Source organism: Paraburkholderia phytofirmans OLGA172, assembly GCF_001634365.1.
In the GTDB taxonomy this organism is placed as follows: domain Bacteria; phylum Pseudomonadota; class Gammaproteobacteria; order Burkholderiales; family Burkholderiaceae; genus Paraburkholderia.
The window spans coordinates 570823-587173 of sequence record NZ_CP014579.1 but is presented as its reverse complement, the minus strand read 5'-3'; the positions used below and the strand labels follow the sequence as shown (position 1 = coordinate 587173).

Sequence of the window (16351 nt, the reverse complement as noted above, 5' to 3'; positions counted from 1 at the left end):
GTCGACCACTGATTGAAGAGATCGTGACGGCAACAAGGACGATGCCCTTTGCGGCGGAATATCGGCCACGACAGTCACTCGAGCCTGCCCGAACTTGGTCATTACTTAATGACCGTCTCGGAGAAATCGAATAGAGGCTGTCGACCCCTTGCTGCCCTCCGGCGAGCTTTTCCGAATGTCCCAACCTCGCAAAAAAGCAGCCGCCCGCGACCCAACTGCACACACCCAGCGGAGCCTGAGCGATCCATCGTCTCACGTTTAGCTCTATCCCGGAGAACGGTCGCGCCGGCGAACAGCCGACGAGTCTGTACCTCGGTTTGTCGGCGACGTGCCGCAACATGCCGAGGTCAGATCCAGATGCCGGCGTGCGTATCTTGCCGGCCGGTGCTCACGGATTCTGTGCATCAGAAAAACGGGGTGATGCCGCGGCGCTGACCGTGGCAAGTCAGCGGCGAAAAACCTGTCCCTGGGAATCCCGGCCGGCCAATTTGTCGCCCTGAATGTGAGGGAATCCACCAAGCGCTGATCGTCTCTTGTCCGCTCCCCCGAGTTCCAGTTCTGGCATCTGGCGTTTTTCTTCCGTGGCGTCCGCACCTTCCTATATCACATACCGGCAGCCAGTATTGTGCAATATCCGTAAGAGACTGTTCCTGGATCGAGTATTAATCGCAATCGATCTTGCGCCGTTATCTGTACGTATTCCGTCGAAGCCCACCCTGCAAAGTGAGCTTCCGCGCCCTCTCCTACACATTGGTCAATCCGAAAGGTCGGTAAGCACATGAAGCTGTCTTTTGCGCAAAAACTCTGGTTGCCGTTGATCCTGAGCCTGCTGTGTCTCGCCGGAATATCGATCTACAACGCTTACCAGACTCGAGAAATGCGGCTGGACGAGCGCAAGGCGGACCTGAAACATGCATCGGAGATCGCCCTGAGTGTGGTCAAGACCTTTGGCGATCAGGTGGCCGCCGGCTCTATGTCGGCAGCGGAAGCCCAGAAGCGCGCCATGGACAGCATCCGGAACATGCGGTACGGGGACAACGGTTATTTCGTGATCCTCAATTCGCAGCCGACAGTCCTGATGCACCCGACCAGCCCGCAGATGGATGGCTCAAACGTTGACGACTACAAGGATCCGAACGGCGTCACTATCTTCAGGGATATGGTCGCTGTTAGCAAGCATGACGGTCAGGGCTTTACCGCGTACTCTTTTCCGAAACCGGGGAGAACAGAAGCTTCTCCGAAAATCACCTACATCGTGTCCTATCAGCCGTGGGACTGGATTCTCACGACCGGGCTCTTTGTCGACGACCTTGATGCCGCATTCCGCTCGTCGCTGTATCAGAGCCTCGGGATTCTGCTGGTACTCGCCGGAGCCCTGTCGGTTGTCGTGGTCTTCCTCAACCGCGGCATCATCCGCTCATTGGGCGGCGAGCCATCCTATGCCGCCGATATCGCCAACCAGATAGCCAATAACGATCTGACTGCCGTAGTGAAGATCGCCCAGGACGACCGCTCGAGCCTGCTGTTTTCGATAAAGCGTATGCAGGAGCAGCTCACGCATACGATCAGCACGATCAAGGTTTCGGCCGACTCGATTGCCACCGCCACTCACCAGATTTCGGCGGGCAATCAGGACCTGTCGCAGCGTACCGAAGAACAGGCCGCCTCGCTCGAGGAAACTGCGTCCAGCATGGAGCAACTGACCTCGACTGTCGCCCAGAATGCCGACAATGCCAGTCAGGCCAACCAGCTCGCAGCGCAGGCCGCCCAGGTGGCCGAACAGGGCGGCACCGTGGTGTCACGCGTGGTCGAAACCATGGATGGCATCAATGCCAGCTCGGACAAGATTGCCAACATTGTCGGCATCATCGAGGGCATCGCCTTCCAGACCAATATCCTCGCGCTCAATGCGGCCGTCGAAGCGGCGCGGGCCGGAGAGCAGGGTCGGGGTTTTGCGGTGGTGGCCTCGGAAGTGCGTTCGCTGGCGCAGCGCTCCTCGGCGGCGTCCAAGGAAATCAAGGAACTGATCCACGATTCCGTGGAGCGCGTGCAGGCAGGTGCCGGCCATGTGCGGGATGCGGGTGCGAAGATGCGTGAGATCACCCACGAAATCAGACGCGTGACGGGCATCATGGGTGAGATCACAGCCGCATCGCAGGAACAGAGCAAGGGTATCGGCCAAATCAACCAGGCCGTCACGCAGATGGACGAAGTCACCCAGCAGAATGCCGCGCTGGTGGAACAGGCGGCAGCGGCCGCCAGTTCGCTCGCGTCGCAGGCGAACGATCTGAAAACTTCCGTTTCGATGTTCAGGCTGAACGCCTCACGCGACGCCGAGGTCATCCGCCGTGTCGGGCAAACGCACGCGACGGCGACACCGGCGCGAGCCCGAGCGCTGGCGGCGCCAATCCCGCAGCGGCCCGCAGCGCAGCCTGTCAGGGCTGCGCAAGCCCTCGAGCGTGGAGAATGGGACAGCTTCTAGGTGGCCATCCGTATCGCCGGTGATTCGCCGACAGCGCGAACCATGTTTGTCGGCGTCCGTACCGAAAGTTCGGACGCCCCGTCGTGCAACGTTGAAAGGGCAGAGACGGCACCAGTCATCCCTGCAGACAGGAACACCATGGTCGCGGCGGATACCGTTGCTGCAAACAGTCAAGCAACCTGAACGGATCGGCAAATTGAGCAATACGAACAGTGTACTGGGCCAGGTAGTCGAGATTATGGCCGCCAACACAAGGAAAATGGGTGTTCTCGGAGCAAGGGCGATGGTTATGGGCACGTTCCATGATGCAGTCCTGCCGCATCTCACGACGTTGCAGCGTGTCTCGATCACCCTGTCATTCCCGCAGGGCATTGAAGATATCCTGTCGCTGATGGACGATGTGGCCCTGCCGGCCAAATACCACTCGACGCTGCTTGAACTCACCAACTCTGTTCTCGCCGAACTGCGTCAGGAATCGGTGAGGAGTCGATAGCCTCAGCCCTGCTCACCGCTCCAGAGCACTCACCGGTCAACACGGCCTGCTTGCGTACGCCCAATTTGTCAGGCGACTCGACCTGCCAATAAGGATAATGCGCTGAAATACTCTCTCAGATTCTGGCGCAGCCGCGGACTAGCCAAAATCTTTAGCCGCCCCCAACGCAGTCGGCTTTTTTTTGGCCAGATAGCGCCGCATCACCGTCTACGAGCGTCCACGAATGGCTGATCTCGTCTGTGAAGGCCGCATGCCAACCCCGTACCGTCGACGCGACTAATGGCGGAGACCGCCTGTCCACCACTGCAAACGGTTGGCAATTCGGGCCAATAGAAGCAGGCCGTCATGGGCGGCTATGGTGCAGGACAACGTATCGTCGTTGACTGTTCAATTCGCAACCCTGTGCCCTGATGCCCATGCCGCGCATAACACTTGGCAGTCGTCCATCCTGTTTTCCGACTCTCTAAATGGCTGCCATGGCACCATGACCGCCCCTTCGACAGCACCGGACGACTGTCGCTTCGAGGCCGCTCACTGCCCGACGGCGATCGGCCACGGCAGGCGATCGCTTAAACGTTACCTTCTGACGAAGCGGCACCGCGACGCGCGATGAATGCTTCGACATGCCGGATCGCCTGCTCGCACTGGTCGAGGGACAGGTTGTGGATGGACGCCGATACCGGCTCGAAGCCGAGTTCGCCCGCGACCCAGCGGATGGCTTTCGCACGGGCCTCAAACGGGTTGACGCGATCGCGCCTGACCTTGCCCGCGACCAGCGGCTCGAGCGTGTCGTGCAGGCGGCTCTTCGCGTCGCGCAACGCACCGTCGGCCAAACGCCCCAGCGGCACGTTCCGTGTGCTGCGTGAGTGGATGCCGATCCACGCCTGGCACGCTGTGCAGACCCATAGCGCGCCGTGGTCCTCGCGGTAGGGATACGACGCCTCGCCGTATTTCACGAGCGTGGCGTGAGCGCTGCAGTAATCGCACAAGGGCTGGGGTAATGCCTTGATCGGGCGACCTAGACGCACCGGATACTCCTTCTCTCTAAATGCACTTCACATTATCCGTGCATCATCGGTCGTGCCTGCCTGGCACCGGCCATCCACAAAGGCCGCGTTAGAGTGGAAAGAACCGCCCGTCTCCCACTGGCCTGGTGTATTACAGCGATGCGCGCATCATTGATCCTTCTGGACGCTGGTCTTTGGCCTGGCGTCGTCTGCCTGGGGCGCTCGAAAAATAAAGCACGATAGCGACGGCAATCGTCGCCCCCCTTCGGAGACTCTCAGCTCGGAGTGGCGACCGTCCGCTAATCACCAACCATGAGTCGCTCAACGCGTCAGCGACAGGCTCTCACCCGTCTTCGCGGCGACTGCATCCACCAGTTCCTGCTTGTTCACTGCTTTTCCTCTCTGTGGTTGTGAATGTCACCAGCCTAGCCGATCCGTGCGCCTTTGCGCAATTGGCCGGCGGCCGGACTGATCCGCGATCACAGGCACTGCACGCATGTCCCGGGCATGGGAACCGCTTGACATTTTATCTATGAGTAGATAGAGTTCGATCCATGGAAACGACAACATCAGTGTGCGAACAGATTCTCGACCACGCAGTCACGCTCATCATGCTGCGCGGCTACAACGGTTTCAGCTACCGTGATCTGTCCAGCCTGGTCGGCGTCAAGACCTCGAGTATCCACTACTACTTTCCGTCGAAAGACGATCTGGTTCTGGAAGCGGTCAATGCGTACAGCAACGAGGTATTCAACGGTCTCCGCGGCATTGACGCTTCGTTGCCAGCGGACGCAAAGCTGAGCAAGTACGCGAAGCTGTTTGGCAAGACGCTTGGCGACGGCAATCAGATTTGCCTGTGCGGCATGCTGGCCGCCGACATCGAGTCGCTGCCCGACAACATCCGGCAAGCGGTGCAGGCGTTTTTCAAGGCCAACGAGAACTGGCTGGCAAAGGTGCTCGTGCAAGGCGCACAAGAGCACACGCTGGCGGTGAACGGCAAGCCGGAAAACGCGGCGCGCGCGCTGTTCGCGGCATTTCAGGGCAGCGTGCTGGCCAGCCGCCTGTTTCACACCAAAGCCCGGCTCGAAGACGTCGAGGCGACGGTGCGGATCGCGCGGTAGAGCAGTCAGTGCAGCAGTCAATTGCGAGGCGGTACGCCGCCTCTTTGTTTGGCCCGGCAGTCTATCTTTGAGTAGATAGTTATCCGGGGAAGATGTAAAACTGGCAGAAACAACCCGGTTCATTCGCTTTTGTTTCGCGAACGAATCAATCTAGTAGTAGATAGTAAATTCGATCACTCACCCTACTGAAAGGAGCTTCACCATGTCACTCGATAAAGTTCTCTACCGCGCTCAAGCTCACGCCACCGGTGGCCGCGACGGCCGCGCCGTGGTGCCCGCAGGCAACCTCGACTTCAAGCTGACCACGCCGAAAGAACTGGGCGGCGCAGGCGGCGATGGCGCCAATCCTGAACAGCTCTTCGCGGCAGGCTATAGCGCCTGTTTCCTCGGCGCCATGAAATTCGTCGCCGCCCGCGACAAGATCGCTATCCCCGCTGATGTCTCGATTGACGGCAGTGTCGGCATCGGCCTGATCCCGAATGGCTTTGGCATCGAAGTAGAACTGAAGATCTCGCTCCCCGGCATGGCACGCGAAGCGGCGCAGACGCTGGTCGACAAGGCTCACGTGGTCTGCCCGTACTCGAACGCGACCCGCGGCAACATCGACGTCACGCTGACAATCGTCTGAGCCGAACGCCTTGACGGTACGGAACCGGAGAAATCATGGAGACCGTCAAGCCTTTACTTCTCGCCGCCGCGCTTGTGGCCAGCAGCGTCAAGTAAGTTGCGCAACCTTGAGCGCGGCGCCTTGCGTAACAGCATCGTGCCGCGACTATCAGAGCATTCGATTTTACGTAACGGACATTGCGCTACCCTCGACGCGAGCGGCCACGCGATTGAATTCCAGGTTGCGTGTCCACGGCGGTGAGGAGATGCTCGCGGCCCTCGTCAAGAATTTCATCCGCGAGCGCCGGGTCAACGTCTGCAACCGCGCGCGAAAGTAGCAGCGTACCGACCATCTGGCTGAACAACGTGATCGCCTTCCTGCGGCTACCTTCGCTGATCCCCGTGCTCTCTTCGATGACCTTGGCAAATCGTTCGAGGTTCACCGCGAGACCCTCTGCGTAAGAGCCGCGCGCGACGTCGTCGAACCGGCGGGCGTCGCCTACAAAACCCGACCAGGGGCAACCTGTATCGATATTCGCGCGATGCTCGTGGGACAGGTACCACTGAATGTTGTGCCTGAGCGGGTCGGCGTCAGTTGACCTGGCGTCTTCGGTGATGGAGGCAAAACCTTCTCCTCCATCTTTCATCGCCTTCTCCATCACGGCGGCGACCAGCGCGTCTTTTGATTTGAAGTGGTTGTAGAAACCGCCCTGCGTAAAGCCCGCCGCCTTCATCAGTTCGGCGAGCCCGACCGCATCGACACCACGCTCGCGAAACAGCTTCTCGGCGGCTGCCACGATCGCGCGCCGGTTTTCAACCGCCTGCTGCCTGGAAACACCCACTCTCCCCCCTTCGGCCCATAACGGCCCAATCAAATCCATCGAGAAATACAATGTCGATCACCATTGACATTGCCATGACGAGCGCCCACAATTCCTCTCAATGACAATGTCACTCACCATTGTCTTAAGTATAGCCTTCTTTGCCCGAACAATCAGGCGGCAGAGAGCACAACGGCTATCCGACGCGTGACGACGTCGTCACCTGAATCTTTAAAGAGGGTCTCAACATGACGAAGACAACCCCGGAACAGAACAAGGCGTTCGTACTGGAAGCGTTCGACACCCTGTTCAACAAGCGCGACTACGCTGCAGCCGAGCGCTTCTGGTCCGACCGCTACATTCAGCATAGCGCTCATATTGCGCCGGGACGCGACGGTCTGTTCGACCTGGTCCGCACGCTGCCTGACACCTTGCGCTATGAGAACCAGTTGATCGTGGCCGAGGGTGACCATGTCATCGCACATGGCCGCTTCACTGGGATGGGCAGGCCCGCTGCGTGGATTGCGGCCGACGTCGTCCGCTTTGAGGACGGCAAGCTCGCCGAGCACTGGGACGTCCTCCAGGACGAAGCGACCAGGACCGAATCCGCGAGTGGCCTGCCGATGTTCGGCGACCGGTTCCCCGGCTGACCACGGCACCCCCACCTACATCTGCATCAAAAGGAAAACGATCATGAAACTCACCGGAAACACGATCTTCATCACGGGCGGCGGTTCAGGCATTGGCCGCGGGTTAGCCGAAGCGCTCCATACGCGCGGTAACAAGGTCATCATCAGCGGCCGCCGGCGCAGCCATCTCGACGAGGTGGTGGCGGCGAATCCCGGTATGGCGGCAATCGAACTCGACATCGCCGACCCCGCCAGCATCGAGCGGGTAGCGGCGCAACTGATCGCGGATTACCCCGATCTCAACGTGCTGATCAACAACGCAGGGATCATGCAGCCTGACCAGGCGGGCGGCCAGATGGACGACGCGCTGATGGTGTCCACCATCACGACCAACCTCATGGGGCCGATCCGCATGACGTCGGCGCTGATCGATCACCTCAAGACCAGGCACGACGCTGTCGTCGCCTATACCAGCTCGGTCCTGGCTTTCGTGCCGTTGGCCGTGACTGCCGTGTATTCGTCGACCAAGGCGGCGCTGCATTCGTACGTCCTGTCGCAACGCTTCATGCTGCGGGACACGAAGGTTCGCGTACTCGAGATCGCACCGCCCTGGGTGCGCACGGACCTCATGAACAGCCGCGAAGCCGAGCAGGCGATGCCGCTTGACGCCTTCATCGACGAAACAATTGCTGTCCTCGGGACCGATGTGGACGAGGTTCTGGTTGAACGTGCGAAGGAGTTCCGCGAGAACCCGGGACCCGGTGAGCACGCTTTCGTCAATGGCTTGAATACCCAGATGCTGGAAGTGCTGGGTGGGTGAATGGCTACCTGTCCGACAGGTGAGCTCAAGTACTAGCCCGGCGCCATCGGGTCCGTCATGCTGACTTAAACGCGGGTTCGCCCGCGTAATTCACATCACCGCTTCACCCCAGTCATCAGTTGCAATGGCGTTTCGATGACCCGCGACAATTCGCTCTGCTTTCTCTGTTCAGTGACCGCCTTCAACGCCACGTCGACGCCGAACACAGCTTGCCGATCGGCAAACTGATTCATCGTCGCGAGTACGCGGCCGTCGGCCAGCAGTGGCTTGATCGCATCGCTGCCGTTATACCCGGTGATATAAACACCGCCGGTTCTCCCCGCATCGCGAACAGCATCGACCGCCCCCATTGCCATATTGTCGTTGCCGCACATCAGTGCCCGGATTTGCGGATAGTCCGCTAACATCCTCGACGCCACGTCCCGTCCTTTCCCATAGTCCCAGTCGCCGGCTTGTATGGCGACGATCTTCATGCCAGCCGCGCTCATTGCGTCCTTGCTGCCGGCCGTGCGTTGCTGCGCATTGCGGTCGGCGGATATGCCTTCGATGATCCCGACCTGATCGCCCACCTTGAGCCGCTTCGCAAGATAGTCCCCCACCTGCTTCGCGCCATTGCGGTTATTCGGCCCGACAAAAGGCACGGAGATATGGGCGGCATCCTGCGCTGCGTCATCGAGCGGGTTATCGATAGTGACCATGATGATGCCGGCCTTGATCCCCCGCGCCATGATCGCTGTCAACGCCTTCGAGTCAGTCGGCGCAATGACGATCGCGTTCATCCTCGCCTTGATCAACTCGTCCACCATTCGGATCTGCACGGCAGTGTCGCTCTCCGTTGCCGTTCCGCGAATGGTCAAGCCGAACTGCCACGCATAGTGCTTCTGATAATTCTGCGCAGCGTTCGTCATCGCAACCGTGAACGGATCGGTCATCGACTTCAACACGAGGGCGATCTTGAGCTTGCCGCCCTGCATTGCATCGACACGAGCCGCACCTGTCAGACCTGCCGCAGCAAGCGTGCCGGCAACCAGCAAGCGGCGGCGCATCCTCTGCGTCATCGATTTTCTCTCCTTAAAACACACGGACGAATGGTTGCATTGCGTTCATACAAAAGAGGATCAAATCGCCGCCCACGCTGCAGCGTCCCGATCGCCGGCGCCGGTTAGCTGCCGCAAAACGGAAGTGATTTTGTCGAACAAGGGCCGGCTGCCGATATCCTCGCTCAGGCAATTCTCCTTCAACGCCACCAGCTTCGCCGCGAGGTCCGCGTCCGCATCCAGCCAGTCGCATCGATCGATCAACTCTTCGAGCAGACAACCATACGCTCTGACCTCCAGGCGCTGCAGCGCGGCGCTGAGGTCTCGATCATCGGCAGCATAGAAAGACGCCGCGCCAAAATCGCCCAGCAACGCGCGACCCTGCCCGCCGTGCAGAATATTGTGAGCGTACAGATCACCATGCATCACGCCTTGACGATGCAGATGACACGCCGCCGATGCAATGCCATATGCAATGCGTAACGCCGAGGCCAGGTCGAAGCGCATGCTGGCGCCATAGATGTCGCGCGTGCATGATTCAAGGCTCGGTGGTCCGGCAAGGTTCGTGAATTGCGGATCGATCAGCTCCATCACCAGGCCATGTGCGCCCGCTGGATGGTCCTTCACCTTGCCCACCACCGGAATCAGGTTCGGATGATCGCCGGTATGAATGCAGGCCGCCATCTCGCAGTCGGGCAATCCGTCGCTCGTTACCGCGCCCTTGAATAACTTGACGGCCACAGGCCTGCTCGCATCGTTATGACGAGGAACAAGCGCCGCACGATAAATGACACCGGACGCGCCCTCGCCTAACTGCGCGTCGAGTTTCAAAGCATCCCATCGAATATCGCCAATCGGCGTGTCGGTCAGTGCGGCCGTCTCCAGCGCTTCGCTGAACGGATTGCCGGCGTAAGCCAGCCAGGAGAGCCGTGGCAGGCGCAGCAACCACGCGGGCAGTCCGCTGAGTTGATTCGCCGCAAGACGCACCAGTTCGAGCCGCGAGCAGGCGGCCAATTCCTCGGGCAGGGTGTGCAACCGGTTACCGGCAAGCATCAACTTCTGCAGTTGCGTGCAGGCGCCGATTTCCGGCGGCAGTGCTTCGATCTCGTTGTCGGTGAGGATCAGCCAACGCAACAGCGGCGGCAGCGCTTGACCCGAAACCTCGCGGATGCGGTTGGCCTTGAAGCCGACCATGCTCAGTTGCGAACACTGCCCGAGAACTTCCGGCAATTCCGTGAAAGAGTTGTCAGCAGCAAAGATGATGCGCAGCTTGCTCAAGCGTGGCAGATCGTCGGGCAGCGTTGAGAGTGCATTACCCGACAGATCGAGAATTTCCAGCGTGTCGGCCAGATCGAAAATCTCACGCGGGAATTCGCTCAGGCCGCACGCGAGTTTGAGTCGGCGAGTACCCGCCAGTTGTCCGGCCCGCAGTTGTTCGAGGGTGGTTGTCACAGTGGTAGAGAAGATATCCGGTTGCCGGTCGGCGATGTGCCGAGGGTATCAATTCTACTGAGTCGGCGGCCATGCGCGGAATTGGATAGCAAGATCCGGCGTGACCTCGGCGAAGACGGAGTTTAAGCTGTCAGGCATCGGAGCCATTGCACGGCGAGTTTGCAGCCTCGCATTGCGCCATCCTAGCCTCCAGTCAGCCAGGAACCCAGCAAAGTGACATACGCATGCAAGTCAATGAATTCACCCGTCGGCGAGCTAAAGCTCGTTGCAAACGGCAACCGGCTCGCCGCCATTCTATGGGAGAACGACAAGCCGAACCGGGTGCGTCTGCCGGAGAGGGTCGAAGCGGATGACCGCCCGATCCTGATCGAAACCGAGCGGCAATTGAACGAATATTTCGCGGGGACGAGAGACCGGTTCGACCTTGAACTCGACTTCCAGGGAACGGACTTCCAGAAAAAAGTTTGGGCGGCGCTCCTGACGATCCCGTTCGGCGAGACGCGCAGCTACGCGGACATCGCCACGCAAATCGGACACATCAACGCGGTGCGGGCCGTGGGTGCGGCGAACGGCAGAAATCCGCTCTCGATCGTGGCGCCATGTCATCGCGTGATCGGCGCGTCCGGCGATCTGACCGGCTTTGCCGGTGGACTGGCAAACAAGATGTTTCTTCTATCGCTCGAGGCCGGGCAGACTTCGCTGGAAGCGGCTGCGGATTCGGCTGCGGATTCGGCTGCGGCGCCGGAAAAGGCCGGTCGGGAAGCGCCGGTCAAACCGGCACGCCCTGCGCCAGGCCGCGGGACGCAGGCCTCGTTGTTCGGCAACTGAGCTGATTCGAGGCGATTGCCGTGGCCTCACGATGTGGCGTTGAATGCCTCGTAACACGCCACATCGCACATGCAGTCAGCTCACACCCACACTTTTGCGCAGGTCAGCCGAATCAGCCACATCATTTCAACAATACTTGAAATATGATAACGATCCGCGTATCGTTTGGCCATGGACTCGAACCTCGTTGTACGCGCCCTTGGCGCGCTCGCTCATGAATCGCGGCTGGCGATCTTCCGTTTGCTGGTCGTCGCCGGGCCGGACGGCATGGCCGCCGGTGAAATCGCGCAGCAGCTCGGGCTTTCCCCATCAAGCCTCTCGTTCCACCTCAAGGATCTGTCACATGCCGAGCTGGTGAAACCGCGGCAGGACGGACGCTTCATCATCTATTCGGCGAATTTCGACGCGATGACGGGCCTGATCGCCTTCCTGACTGAAAACTGCTGCGCCGGCGCGCCATGCGCCGCGAGCGACCTCCCCGGCTGCTGGGAAAAATGAACACCACCCACACCATGGCGCGCGACGCACGGCCGGCGATTGGATTCTTCGAGCGCTATCTGACCGTCTGGGTGGCGCTGTGCATCATATGCGGCATCCTGCTCGGGCAACTGCTCCCGCAACTTTTTCAGGCGATCGGCCGCATGGAAGTGGCGCAGGTGAATCTTCCGGTTGGCGTGCTGATCTGGGTAATGATCATTCCGATGCTGGTCAAGATCGATTTTGCCGCGCTGACGCAAGTGAAAAGCCAGTGGCGCGGTATCGGCGTGACCTTGTTTGTAAACTGGTTCGTCAAACCGTTTTCGATGGCGTTGCTCGGCTGGATTTTTATTCGGCATGTGTTCGCGCCATGGCTTCCCGCGCATCAGCTCGACAGCTATATCGCCGGTCTCATTCTGCTTGCGGCCGCGCCGTGCACGGCGATGGTGTTCGTCTGGTCGCAACTGTGTAAAGGCGACCCGTATTTCACGCTATCGCAGGTAGCGCTCAACGACACCATCATGATCGTGGCATTCGCGCCGCTCGTCGCCCTCCTGCTGGGTTTGTCCGCGATTACGGTGCCATGGGACACGCTGATCATGTCGGTCGGCTTGTACATCGTCATCCCCGTCATCCTCGCGCAGGGGTTGCGCCGTCATTTGCTCGCCAAGGGCGGCGCGCATTTCTCGCAGGCGGTCGGCCGTCTCGCGCCCTATTCGATCAGCGCGTTACTGGCAACCCTCATCCTGCTGTTCGCCTTCCAGGGGCAGGCAATCGTCAAGGAACCGCTGGTTATCGCGATGCTCGCGGTGCCGATTCTGATTCAGGTGTTCTTTAATTCCGGCCTCGCCTATCTGCTCAATCGCCGGCTGGGCGTCGCGCATTGCGTTGCAGGTCCGTCAAGTCTGATCGGCGCAAGCAATTTCTTCGAGCTTGCGGTGGCCACTGCGATCAGTCTGTTCGGGTTTCATTCGGGCGCGGCGCTTGCCACGGTGGTCGGTGTGCTGATCGAAGTGCCGGTGATGCTGCTGGTGGTCGGCGTCGTCAATCGTTCGCAGCACTGGTACGAGGCAACACTCAGCGTCAAAGGACAGCGACTATGAGCGTCACGATCTATCACAACCCGGCTTGCGGCACCTCGCGCAATACGCTGGCAATGATCCGCAATGCCGGCATCGAGCCGGAGATCATCGAGTATCTGAAGAACCCACCCGATCGGGCCACGCTGAAGGACCTGATCGAGCGCGCGGGCCTCACCGTGCGCGCCGCGCTGCGCGAGAAGGGCACACCGTATGCCGAACTCGGCCTCGCGGAGGCGTCCTTGAGCGATGAGCAATTGCTCGATGCGATGCTGGCGCACCCGATCCTCATCAATCGGCCGATTGTGGCTACCCCGCTCGGCGTGCGTCTATGCCGCCCTTCCGAGGTCGTTCTCGATATCCTGCCCGCAGCGCAACAAGGGGCGTTTGCAAAAGAGGACGGCGAGCATGTGATCGACAGCGCAGGACGGAGGATTCGTTAAAGCCCGGGAATCTGCCTGATAGATGAAGCAGTCGACGCAGACACCAACTGCGACACCGACGCATAAACCTCCTATTCTTAAGATGCCCTTTGGGCATCAACCAGGAGGAAGACATGCGCATGCTTCTCAACGTACGAATACCGCACGAACCGTTCAACACGCTGGTGCGCGATGGCACTGCCGGCGAAGTGATAGGGAAAATACTTGAAGAATTAAAACCCGAAGCCGCCTACTTCACCGAGCAGAATGGAACACGCGGCGCGGTACTCGTCGTGAACCTCGACGATCCGTCGGGAATTCCCGCACTCGCAGAACCATTTTTTCTGAAGTTCAACGCCGACTGCGAGCTACGCGTCGTCATGTTGCCGCAGGACCTCATGAAGGCCGGGCTGGAGAATCTCGGTTCAAAATGGAAGTAGCGCATACGCGTGTATCAAACGATGCGTTTGCCGCCTGCGGTTCACGAAATGCCCCGTCGGCGGCAACATACGCAAACGCGCCGCAGCCCATGCGACCGACACGCGACGTCGTTGGCCCACATGTTGCGCACGATAAAATCAATGCGCTCGTCCATGCTCATCCCGATCGCCTCATAATGCTTGCCTATGCCGTCGACATGTTTGCCGCCATGCATCGACAGATTACACGGCTCGCGCCGGACGATTCTGTCAATCGCCTCCGCCTGCGCCTAAGCCTTTCCTAAGCTTGGCTCGCTATGATCGGGGGCCCAATTCATCTCACGCCCCTCAAAAACCTCACTGCATGAATACACTTGAAGCGTTCAATCAGGCGCTCTTTCTGATGATCAACGCCACGCCATCGACGCCAGCCTGGCAAATCGACATCGCGCGAATGATCGCTGACTACGTCATTTATCTCGTGCCGCTGTCGCTGATCGCGATATGGCTCTTCGGCGGCGAACGTCAGCGAGAAGTCGCCGTGCGCGCGTTTTGCGTGACCCTGCTCGCCCTCGGGCTCAATCAGGTTATCGGTCTGGTTTGGCCACATCCCCGGCCTTTCGTGATCGGAATCGGCCATACGTTTCTGGAGCACGCACCCGACCCGTCGTTCCCGAGCGACCATGGGACGATATTCGCCTGCATCGCACTGAGCTTGTTGCTGGGTGGCATGAGACGGTACGGCATGCTGATCCTGCTGTCCGGTGTCGCGGTGGCGTGGGCACGCGTGTTTGTCGGCGTCCACTTCCCGCTCGATATGGTCGGGGCCATCGCCATGGCATGCGTGGCATCCCAGCTGATCGCGCCGCTGTGGCGGCTGGGCGGCGCCATGGTGATGCGCGGCCTTGTCACGGTGTATCGCACGCTGCTGGCGTGGCCGATCAGGCGTGGCTGGTTGTCCTCATAGGCCTGCGTGAGGCGCGGGCCTGTGCTTCGGCCCTTCGCCGCCGGTCTTCGTTGTCTGCGCACGATAGCCGCAGGCGCTCAAAAGTTCGCGAAGAAGGCCCGGGCAGCGACCATGCAGAACGACGCGACCAGTTCACCGTGATAGGCCTGAAGTACAGCTGAGGCGCCACCATCGGTTGCACCGCCCGCAACGGCCTGATTGGCGAGCGTCGCTTTCGCGCTTGCAAAACCCTGTTTGATGGGCCCGTACGGATCATCGGACCCGGCAATCGGAGAGTCCACATCCAGCACGGACGTGAGCCCTGCCGGCACTTTGGCGTATTGCCAGTAGGCCTGTTCGATGCGTGCGTTGAAGAAAAACACCGTCGGATCCGAGCCGCCGCCACACAGCAGAACCGGCGCACGCGGCAGCCAGTTGCGTAAGTCATTGCGCTTGAACGCCTGGCGCAGCGGATGCATAGGATTCGCCGCGGGGGTCAGGGCAACCGTGGTGTTGGGAAACGCGCCATCGGGATTGGCCGCGGCATCTTCCAGAAGACTCAGGCGATAGGCGTTGCGCACGAGATTGGCATTGCCGAATCCGGCAGCAAACACAGGCGTCAGCGCGGGCGGTACGAGAGGCGGCGAAGTTGGCGGCGTCATCGAAGCATATTGTGGCGCCGGCGGAACGCTGTTGAAGAGTTGCGCAGAGGGCAGTTTCCGCTTCGCAAATAGCGGGTCGAGAGCTTGCAGGCTCGGCAGGAGATTCTCGATGCCCGGGGCATAGGCCGCTTCATAGAAGTCACCGGGCTTGCGATAGATGTTCTCGTAGGCATGCTGATAGCCCGTCAAGATCAAGGTCGTGAATAGCGTCGACCCCAGGTTCACCTCGCCTTCGATGAGCGCATCCGCGGTGGCGGCGAGTGCATACGGACCCGATCCCGGCGCGGATGCTGTGACCTTGACGCCTGCCGCTTGCAGCGCACGATGCGTCGCCAATGCCACGAAGCCACCTTGGGAGTAGCCGGTAACGAAGAGCTTGCCGTTCTCGCGCGTCCTTCTTGCGGGCTTCACTTCACGCAATGCACCCCGCGCCGCCCGAAGCGAGTCGACCACATCGGCGGATTGCTGGTCGGCGTTCAGGTAGGGGTGGTATGCGAGATCGGAGCCGGCATAGCCCGCATAGTTAGTCGCCACCACGATATAGCCCTGGGCCGCATACATGGCGGCAACGCTGATGCCCTCCCCGGCGCCGTCGCCGTTACCCGGATCGGTTTGCGTGATATCGGCGATGTTGTAGTTGCGATATGCGGTCGTGCCGTGCGCGTAGAGCATCAGCGGACGCGGGCCGCCACATGCCGCCGACCGCCCGCCCGGGATCATCAGTGCGCCGCTGGCGGTAGTGGGCTCGCCCGCGCCGCCGATGGTCCGGTAGCGGAAGGTCACGATCTCCACGCCGCAGGCAGGCGCGCCGGCGATCTGCGCGAGGTGCTGACCGGATGCGTTTGAGGCAAGCAATTTCGAAAACGCCGCGGCACTCAGCCGTAACGTGACCCGATGATCGAGCAACTGGCCGCGGGCGTCGCATCCCCCATCGCAACCGGAACCGGCTTGCACGTAAGCACTGGCACCCAAAGTGAAACACAGCAGCAGCACGAGGGCCGCGTTTCGCATCGCTACGGGCATGTGAGGCTCCGTCTTGTTGGTATTGGT

At 60.3% G+C, this 16351-nt stretch carries 17 protein-coding genes; 12 read left to right on the top strand and 5 right to left on the bottom strand.

Annotation, left to right across the window (positions count from 1 at the left end; translation table 11 throughout):
- Positions 1–778: 778 nt before the first annotated feature.
- Both AYM40_RS22935 and AYM40_RS22930 read left to right on the top strand, forming a co-directional pair.
- The gene (locus tag AYM40_RS22935) at positions 779–2482 is read left to right on the top strand and encodes a methyl-accepting chemotaxis protein (RefSeq protein WP_063498543.1); all 1704 of its coding nucleotides are present in this window, start codon (positions 779–781) and stop codon (positions 2480–2482) included.
- 157 nt (positions 2483–2639) lie between these two features.
- Positions 2640–2975: a hypothetical protein gene (locus tag AYM40_RS22930; protein ID WP_236721059.1), complete on the top strand. Its 336-nt coding sequence runs from the start codon at positions 2640–2642 to the stop codon at positions 2973–2975.
- A gap of 569 nt (positions 2976–3544) precedes the next feature.
- Here the strand turns inward: AYM40_RS22930 and AYM40_RS22925 are convergent.
- Positions 3545–4003, bottom strand: coding sequence for a zinc-finger-containing protein (locus AYM40_RS22925; RefSeq protein WP_063498542.1), 459 nt, complete (start codon positions 4001–4003; stop codon positions 3545–3547).
- A gap of 533 nt (positions 4004–4536) precedes the next feature.
- On the opposite strand from AYM40_RS22925, the gene AYM40_RS22920 reads away from it, so the two are divergent.
- Together AYM40_RS22920 and AYM40_RS22915 are read left to right on the top strand one after the other, a co-directional pair.
- Positions 4537–5103, top strand: a complete 567-nt coding sequence (locus AYM40_RS22920) for a TetR/AcrR family transcriptional regulator (RefSeq protein WP_063498541.1) — start codon at positions 4537–4539, stop codon at positions 5101–5103.
- Positions 5104–5305: 202 nt separating this feature from the next.
- Complete coding sequence (locus tag AYM40_RS22915; protein ID WP_063498540.1) at positions 5306–5731, top strand: organic hydroperoxide resistance protein; 426 nt, start codon at positions 5306–5308, stop codon at positions 5729–5731.
- A gap of 181 nt (positions 5732–5912) precedes the next feature.
- Here AYM40_RS22915 and AYM40_RS22910 read toward each other — a convergent pair whose 3' ends face one another.
- Entirely contained in the window at positions 5913–6551 is a 639-nt protein-coding gene (locus tag AYM40_RS22910; RefSeq protein ID WP_063498539.1) for a TetR/AcrR family transcriptional regulator, read from the bottom strand.
- 227 nt (positions 6552–6778) lie between these two features.
- On the opposite strand from AYM40_RS22910, the gene AYM40_RS22905 reads away from it, so the two are divergent.
- On the top strand, positions 6779–7180 hold the full coding sequence (locus tag AYM40_RS22905; RefSeq protein WP_063498538.1) for a nuclear transport factor 2 family protein: 402 nt from the start codon (positions 6779–6781) through the stop codon (positions 7178–7180).
- A 43-nt stretch (positions 7181–7223) separates the two neighbouring features.
- The gene (locus tag AYM40_RS22900) at positions 7224–7979 is read left to right on the top strand and encodes an SDR family oxidoreductase (protein WP_063498537.1); all 756 of its coding nucleotides are present in this window, start codon (positions 7224–7226) and stop codon (positions 7977–7979) included.
- A gap of 95 nt (positions 7980–8074) precedes the next feature.
- Here the strand turns inward: AYM40_RS22900 and AYM40_RS22895 are convergent, their stop codons facing one another.
- Together AYM40_RS22895 and AYM40_RS22890 are read right to left on the bottom strand one after the other, a co-directional pair.
- Complete coding sequence (locus tag AYM40_RS22895) at positions 8075–9037, bottom strand: substrate-binding domain-containing protein (RefSeq protein ID WP_063498536.1); 963 nt, start codon at positions 9035–9037, stop codon at positions 8075–8077.
- Between the two features lie 60 nt (positions 9038–9097).
- The gene (locus AYM40_RS22890) at positions 9098–10468 is read right to left on the bottom strand and encodes a leucine-rich repeat-containing protein kinase family protein (RefSeq protein ID WP_063498535.1); all 1371 of its coding nucleotides are present in this window, start codon (positions 10466–10468) and stop codon (positions 9098–9100) included.
- A gap of 213 nt (positions 10469–10681) precedes the next feature.
- On the opposite strand from AYM40_RS22890, the gene AYM40_RS22885 reads away from it, so the two are divergent.
- The 6 genes from AYM40_RS22885 (at position 10682) to AYM40_RS22855 (ending at position 14660) form a co-directional block, all read left to right on the top strand.
- Positions 10682–11296, top strand: coding sequence for a methylated-DNA--[protein]-cysteine S-methyltransferase (locus AYM40_RS22885; RefSeq protein WP_063498534.1), 615 nt, complete (start codon positions 10682–10684; stop codon positions 11294–11296).
- Positions 11297–11467: 171 nt separating this feature from the next.
- The gene (locus tag AYM40_RS22880; RefSeq protein ID WP_063498533.1) at positions 11468–11794 is read left to right on the top strand and encodes an ArsR/SmtB family transcription factor; all 327 of its coding nucleotides are present in this window, start codon (positions 11468–11470) and stop codon (positions 11792–11794) included.
- Positions 11791–12876, top strand: a complete 1086-nt coding sequence (arsB, locus tag AYM40_RS22875; protein ID WP_063498532.1) for an ACR3 family arsenite efflux transporter — start codon at positions 11791–11793, stop codon at positions 12874–12876. The genes AYM40_RS22880 and arsB overlap by 4 nt, the downstream gene beginning before the upstream one ends.
- Complete coding sequence (gene arsC, locus AYM40_RS22870; protein WP_063498531.1) at positions 12873–13295, top strand: arsenate reductase (glutaredoxin); 423 nt, start codon at positions 12873–12875, stop codon at positions 13293–13295. The genes arsB and arsC overlap by 4 nt, the downstream gene beginning before the upstream one ends.
- 113 nt (positions 13296–13408) lie before the next feature.
- Positions 13409–13714: a hypothetical protein gene (locus AYM40_RS22865; protein ID WP_063498530.1), complete on the top strand. Its 306-nt coding sequence runs from the start codon at positions 13409–13411 to the stop codon at positions 13712–13714.
- 343 nt (positions 13715–14057) lie between these two features.
- Entirely contained in the window at positions 14058–14660 is a 603-nt protein-coding gene (locus AYM40_RS22855; RefSeq protein ID WP_063498528.1) for a phosphatase PAP2 family protein, read from the top strand.
- 77 nt (positions 14661–14737) lie between these two features.
- Here AYM40_RS22855 and AYM40_RS22850 read toward each other — a convergent pair whose 3' ends face one another.
- Positions 14738–16324 carry an alpha/beta hydrolase family protein gene (locus tag AYM40_RS22850; protein WP_063498527.1) on the bottom strand — a complete coding sequence of 529 codons (1587 nt, stop codon included), beginning with the start codon at positions 16322–16324 and terminating at the stop codon, positions 14738–14740.
- Between the last annotated feature and the right edge of the window lie 27 nt (positions 16325–16351).

Coding starts and splice junctions, on each gene's coding strand:
- AYM40_RS22895 (WP_063498536.1), bottom strand. CDS start 9,037: ATGACGCAGAGGATGCGCCGCCGCTTGCTGGTTGCCGGCACGCTTGCT.
- AYM40_RS22920 (WP_063498541.1), top strand. CDS start 4,537: ATGGAAACGACAACATCAGTGTGCGAACAGATTCTCGACCACGCAGTC.
- AYM40_RS22900 (WP_063498537.1), top strand. CDS start 7,224: ATGAAACTCACCGGAAACACGATCTTCATCACGGGCGGCGGTTCAGGC.
- arsC (WP_063498531.1), top strand. CDS start 12,873: ATGAGCGTCACGATCTATCACAACCCGGCTTGCGGCACCTCGCGCAAT.
- arsB (WP_063498532.1), top strand. CDS start 11,791: ATGAACACCACCCACACCATGGCGCGCGACGCACGGCCGGCGATTGGA.
- AYM40_RS22855 (WP_063498528.1), top strand. CDS start 14,058: ATGAATACACTTGAAGCGTTCAATCAGGCGCTCTTTCTGATGATCAAC.
- AYM40_RS22880 (WP_063498533.1), top strand. CDS start 11,468: ATGGACTCGAACCTCGTTGTACGCGCCCTTGGCGCGCTCGCTCATGAA.
- AYM40_RS22865 (WP_063498530.1), top strand. CDS start 13,409: ATGCGCATGCTTCTCAACGTACGAATACCGCACGAACCGTTCAACACG.
- AYM40_RS22905 (WP_063498538.1), top strand. CDS start 6,779: ATGACGAAGACAACCCCGGAACAGAACAAGGCGTTCGTACTGGAAGCG.
- AYM40_RS22915 (WP_063498540.1), top strand. CDS start 5,306: ATGTCACTCGATAAAGTTCTCTACCGCGCTCAAGCTCACGCCACCGGT.
- AYM40_RS22935 (WP_063498543.1), top strand. CDS start 779: ATGAAGCTGTCTTTTGCGCAAAAACTCTGGTTGCCGTTGATCCTGAGC.
- AYM40_RS22850 (WP_063498527.1), bottom strand. CDS start 16,324: ATGCCCGTAGCGATGCGAAACGCGGCCCTCGTGCTGCTGCTGTGTTTC.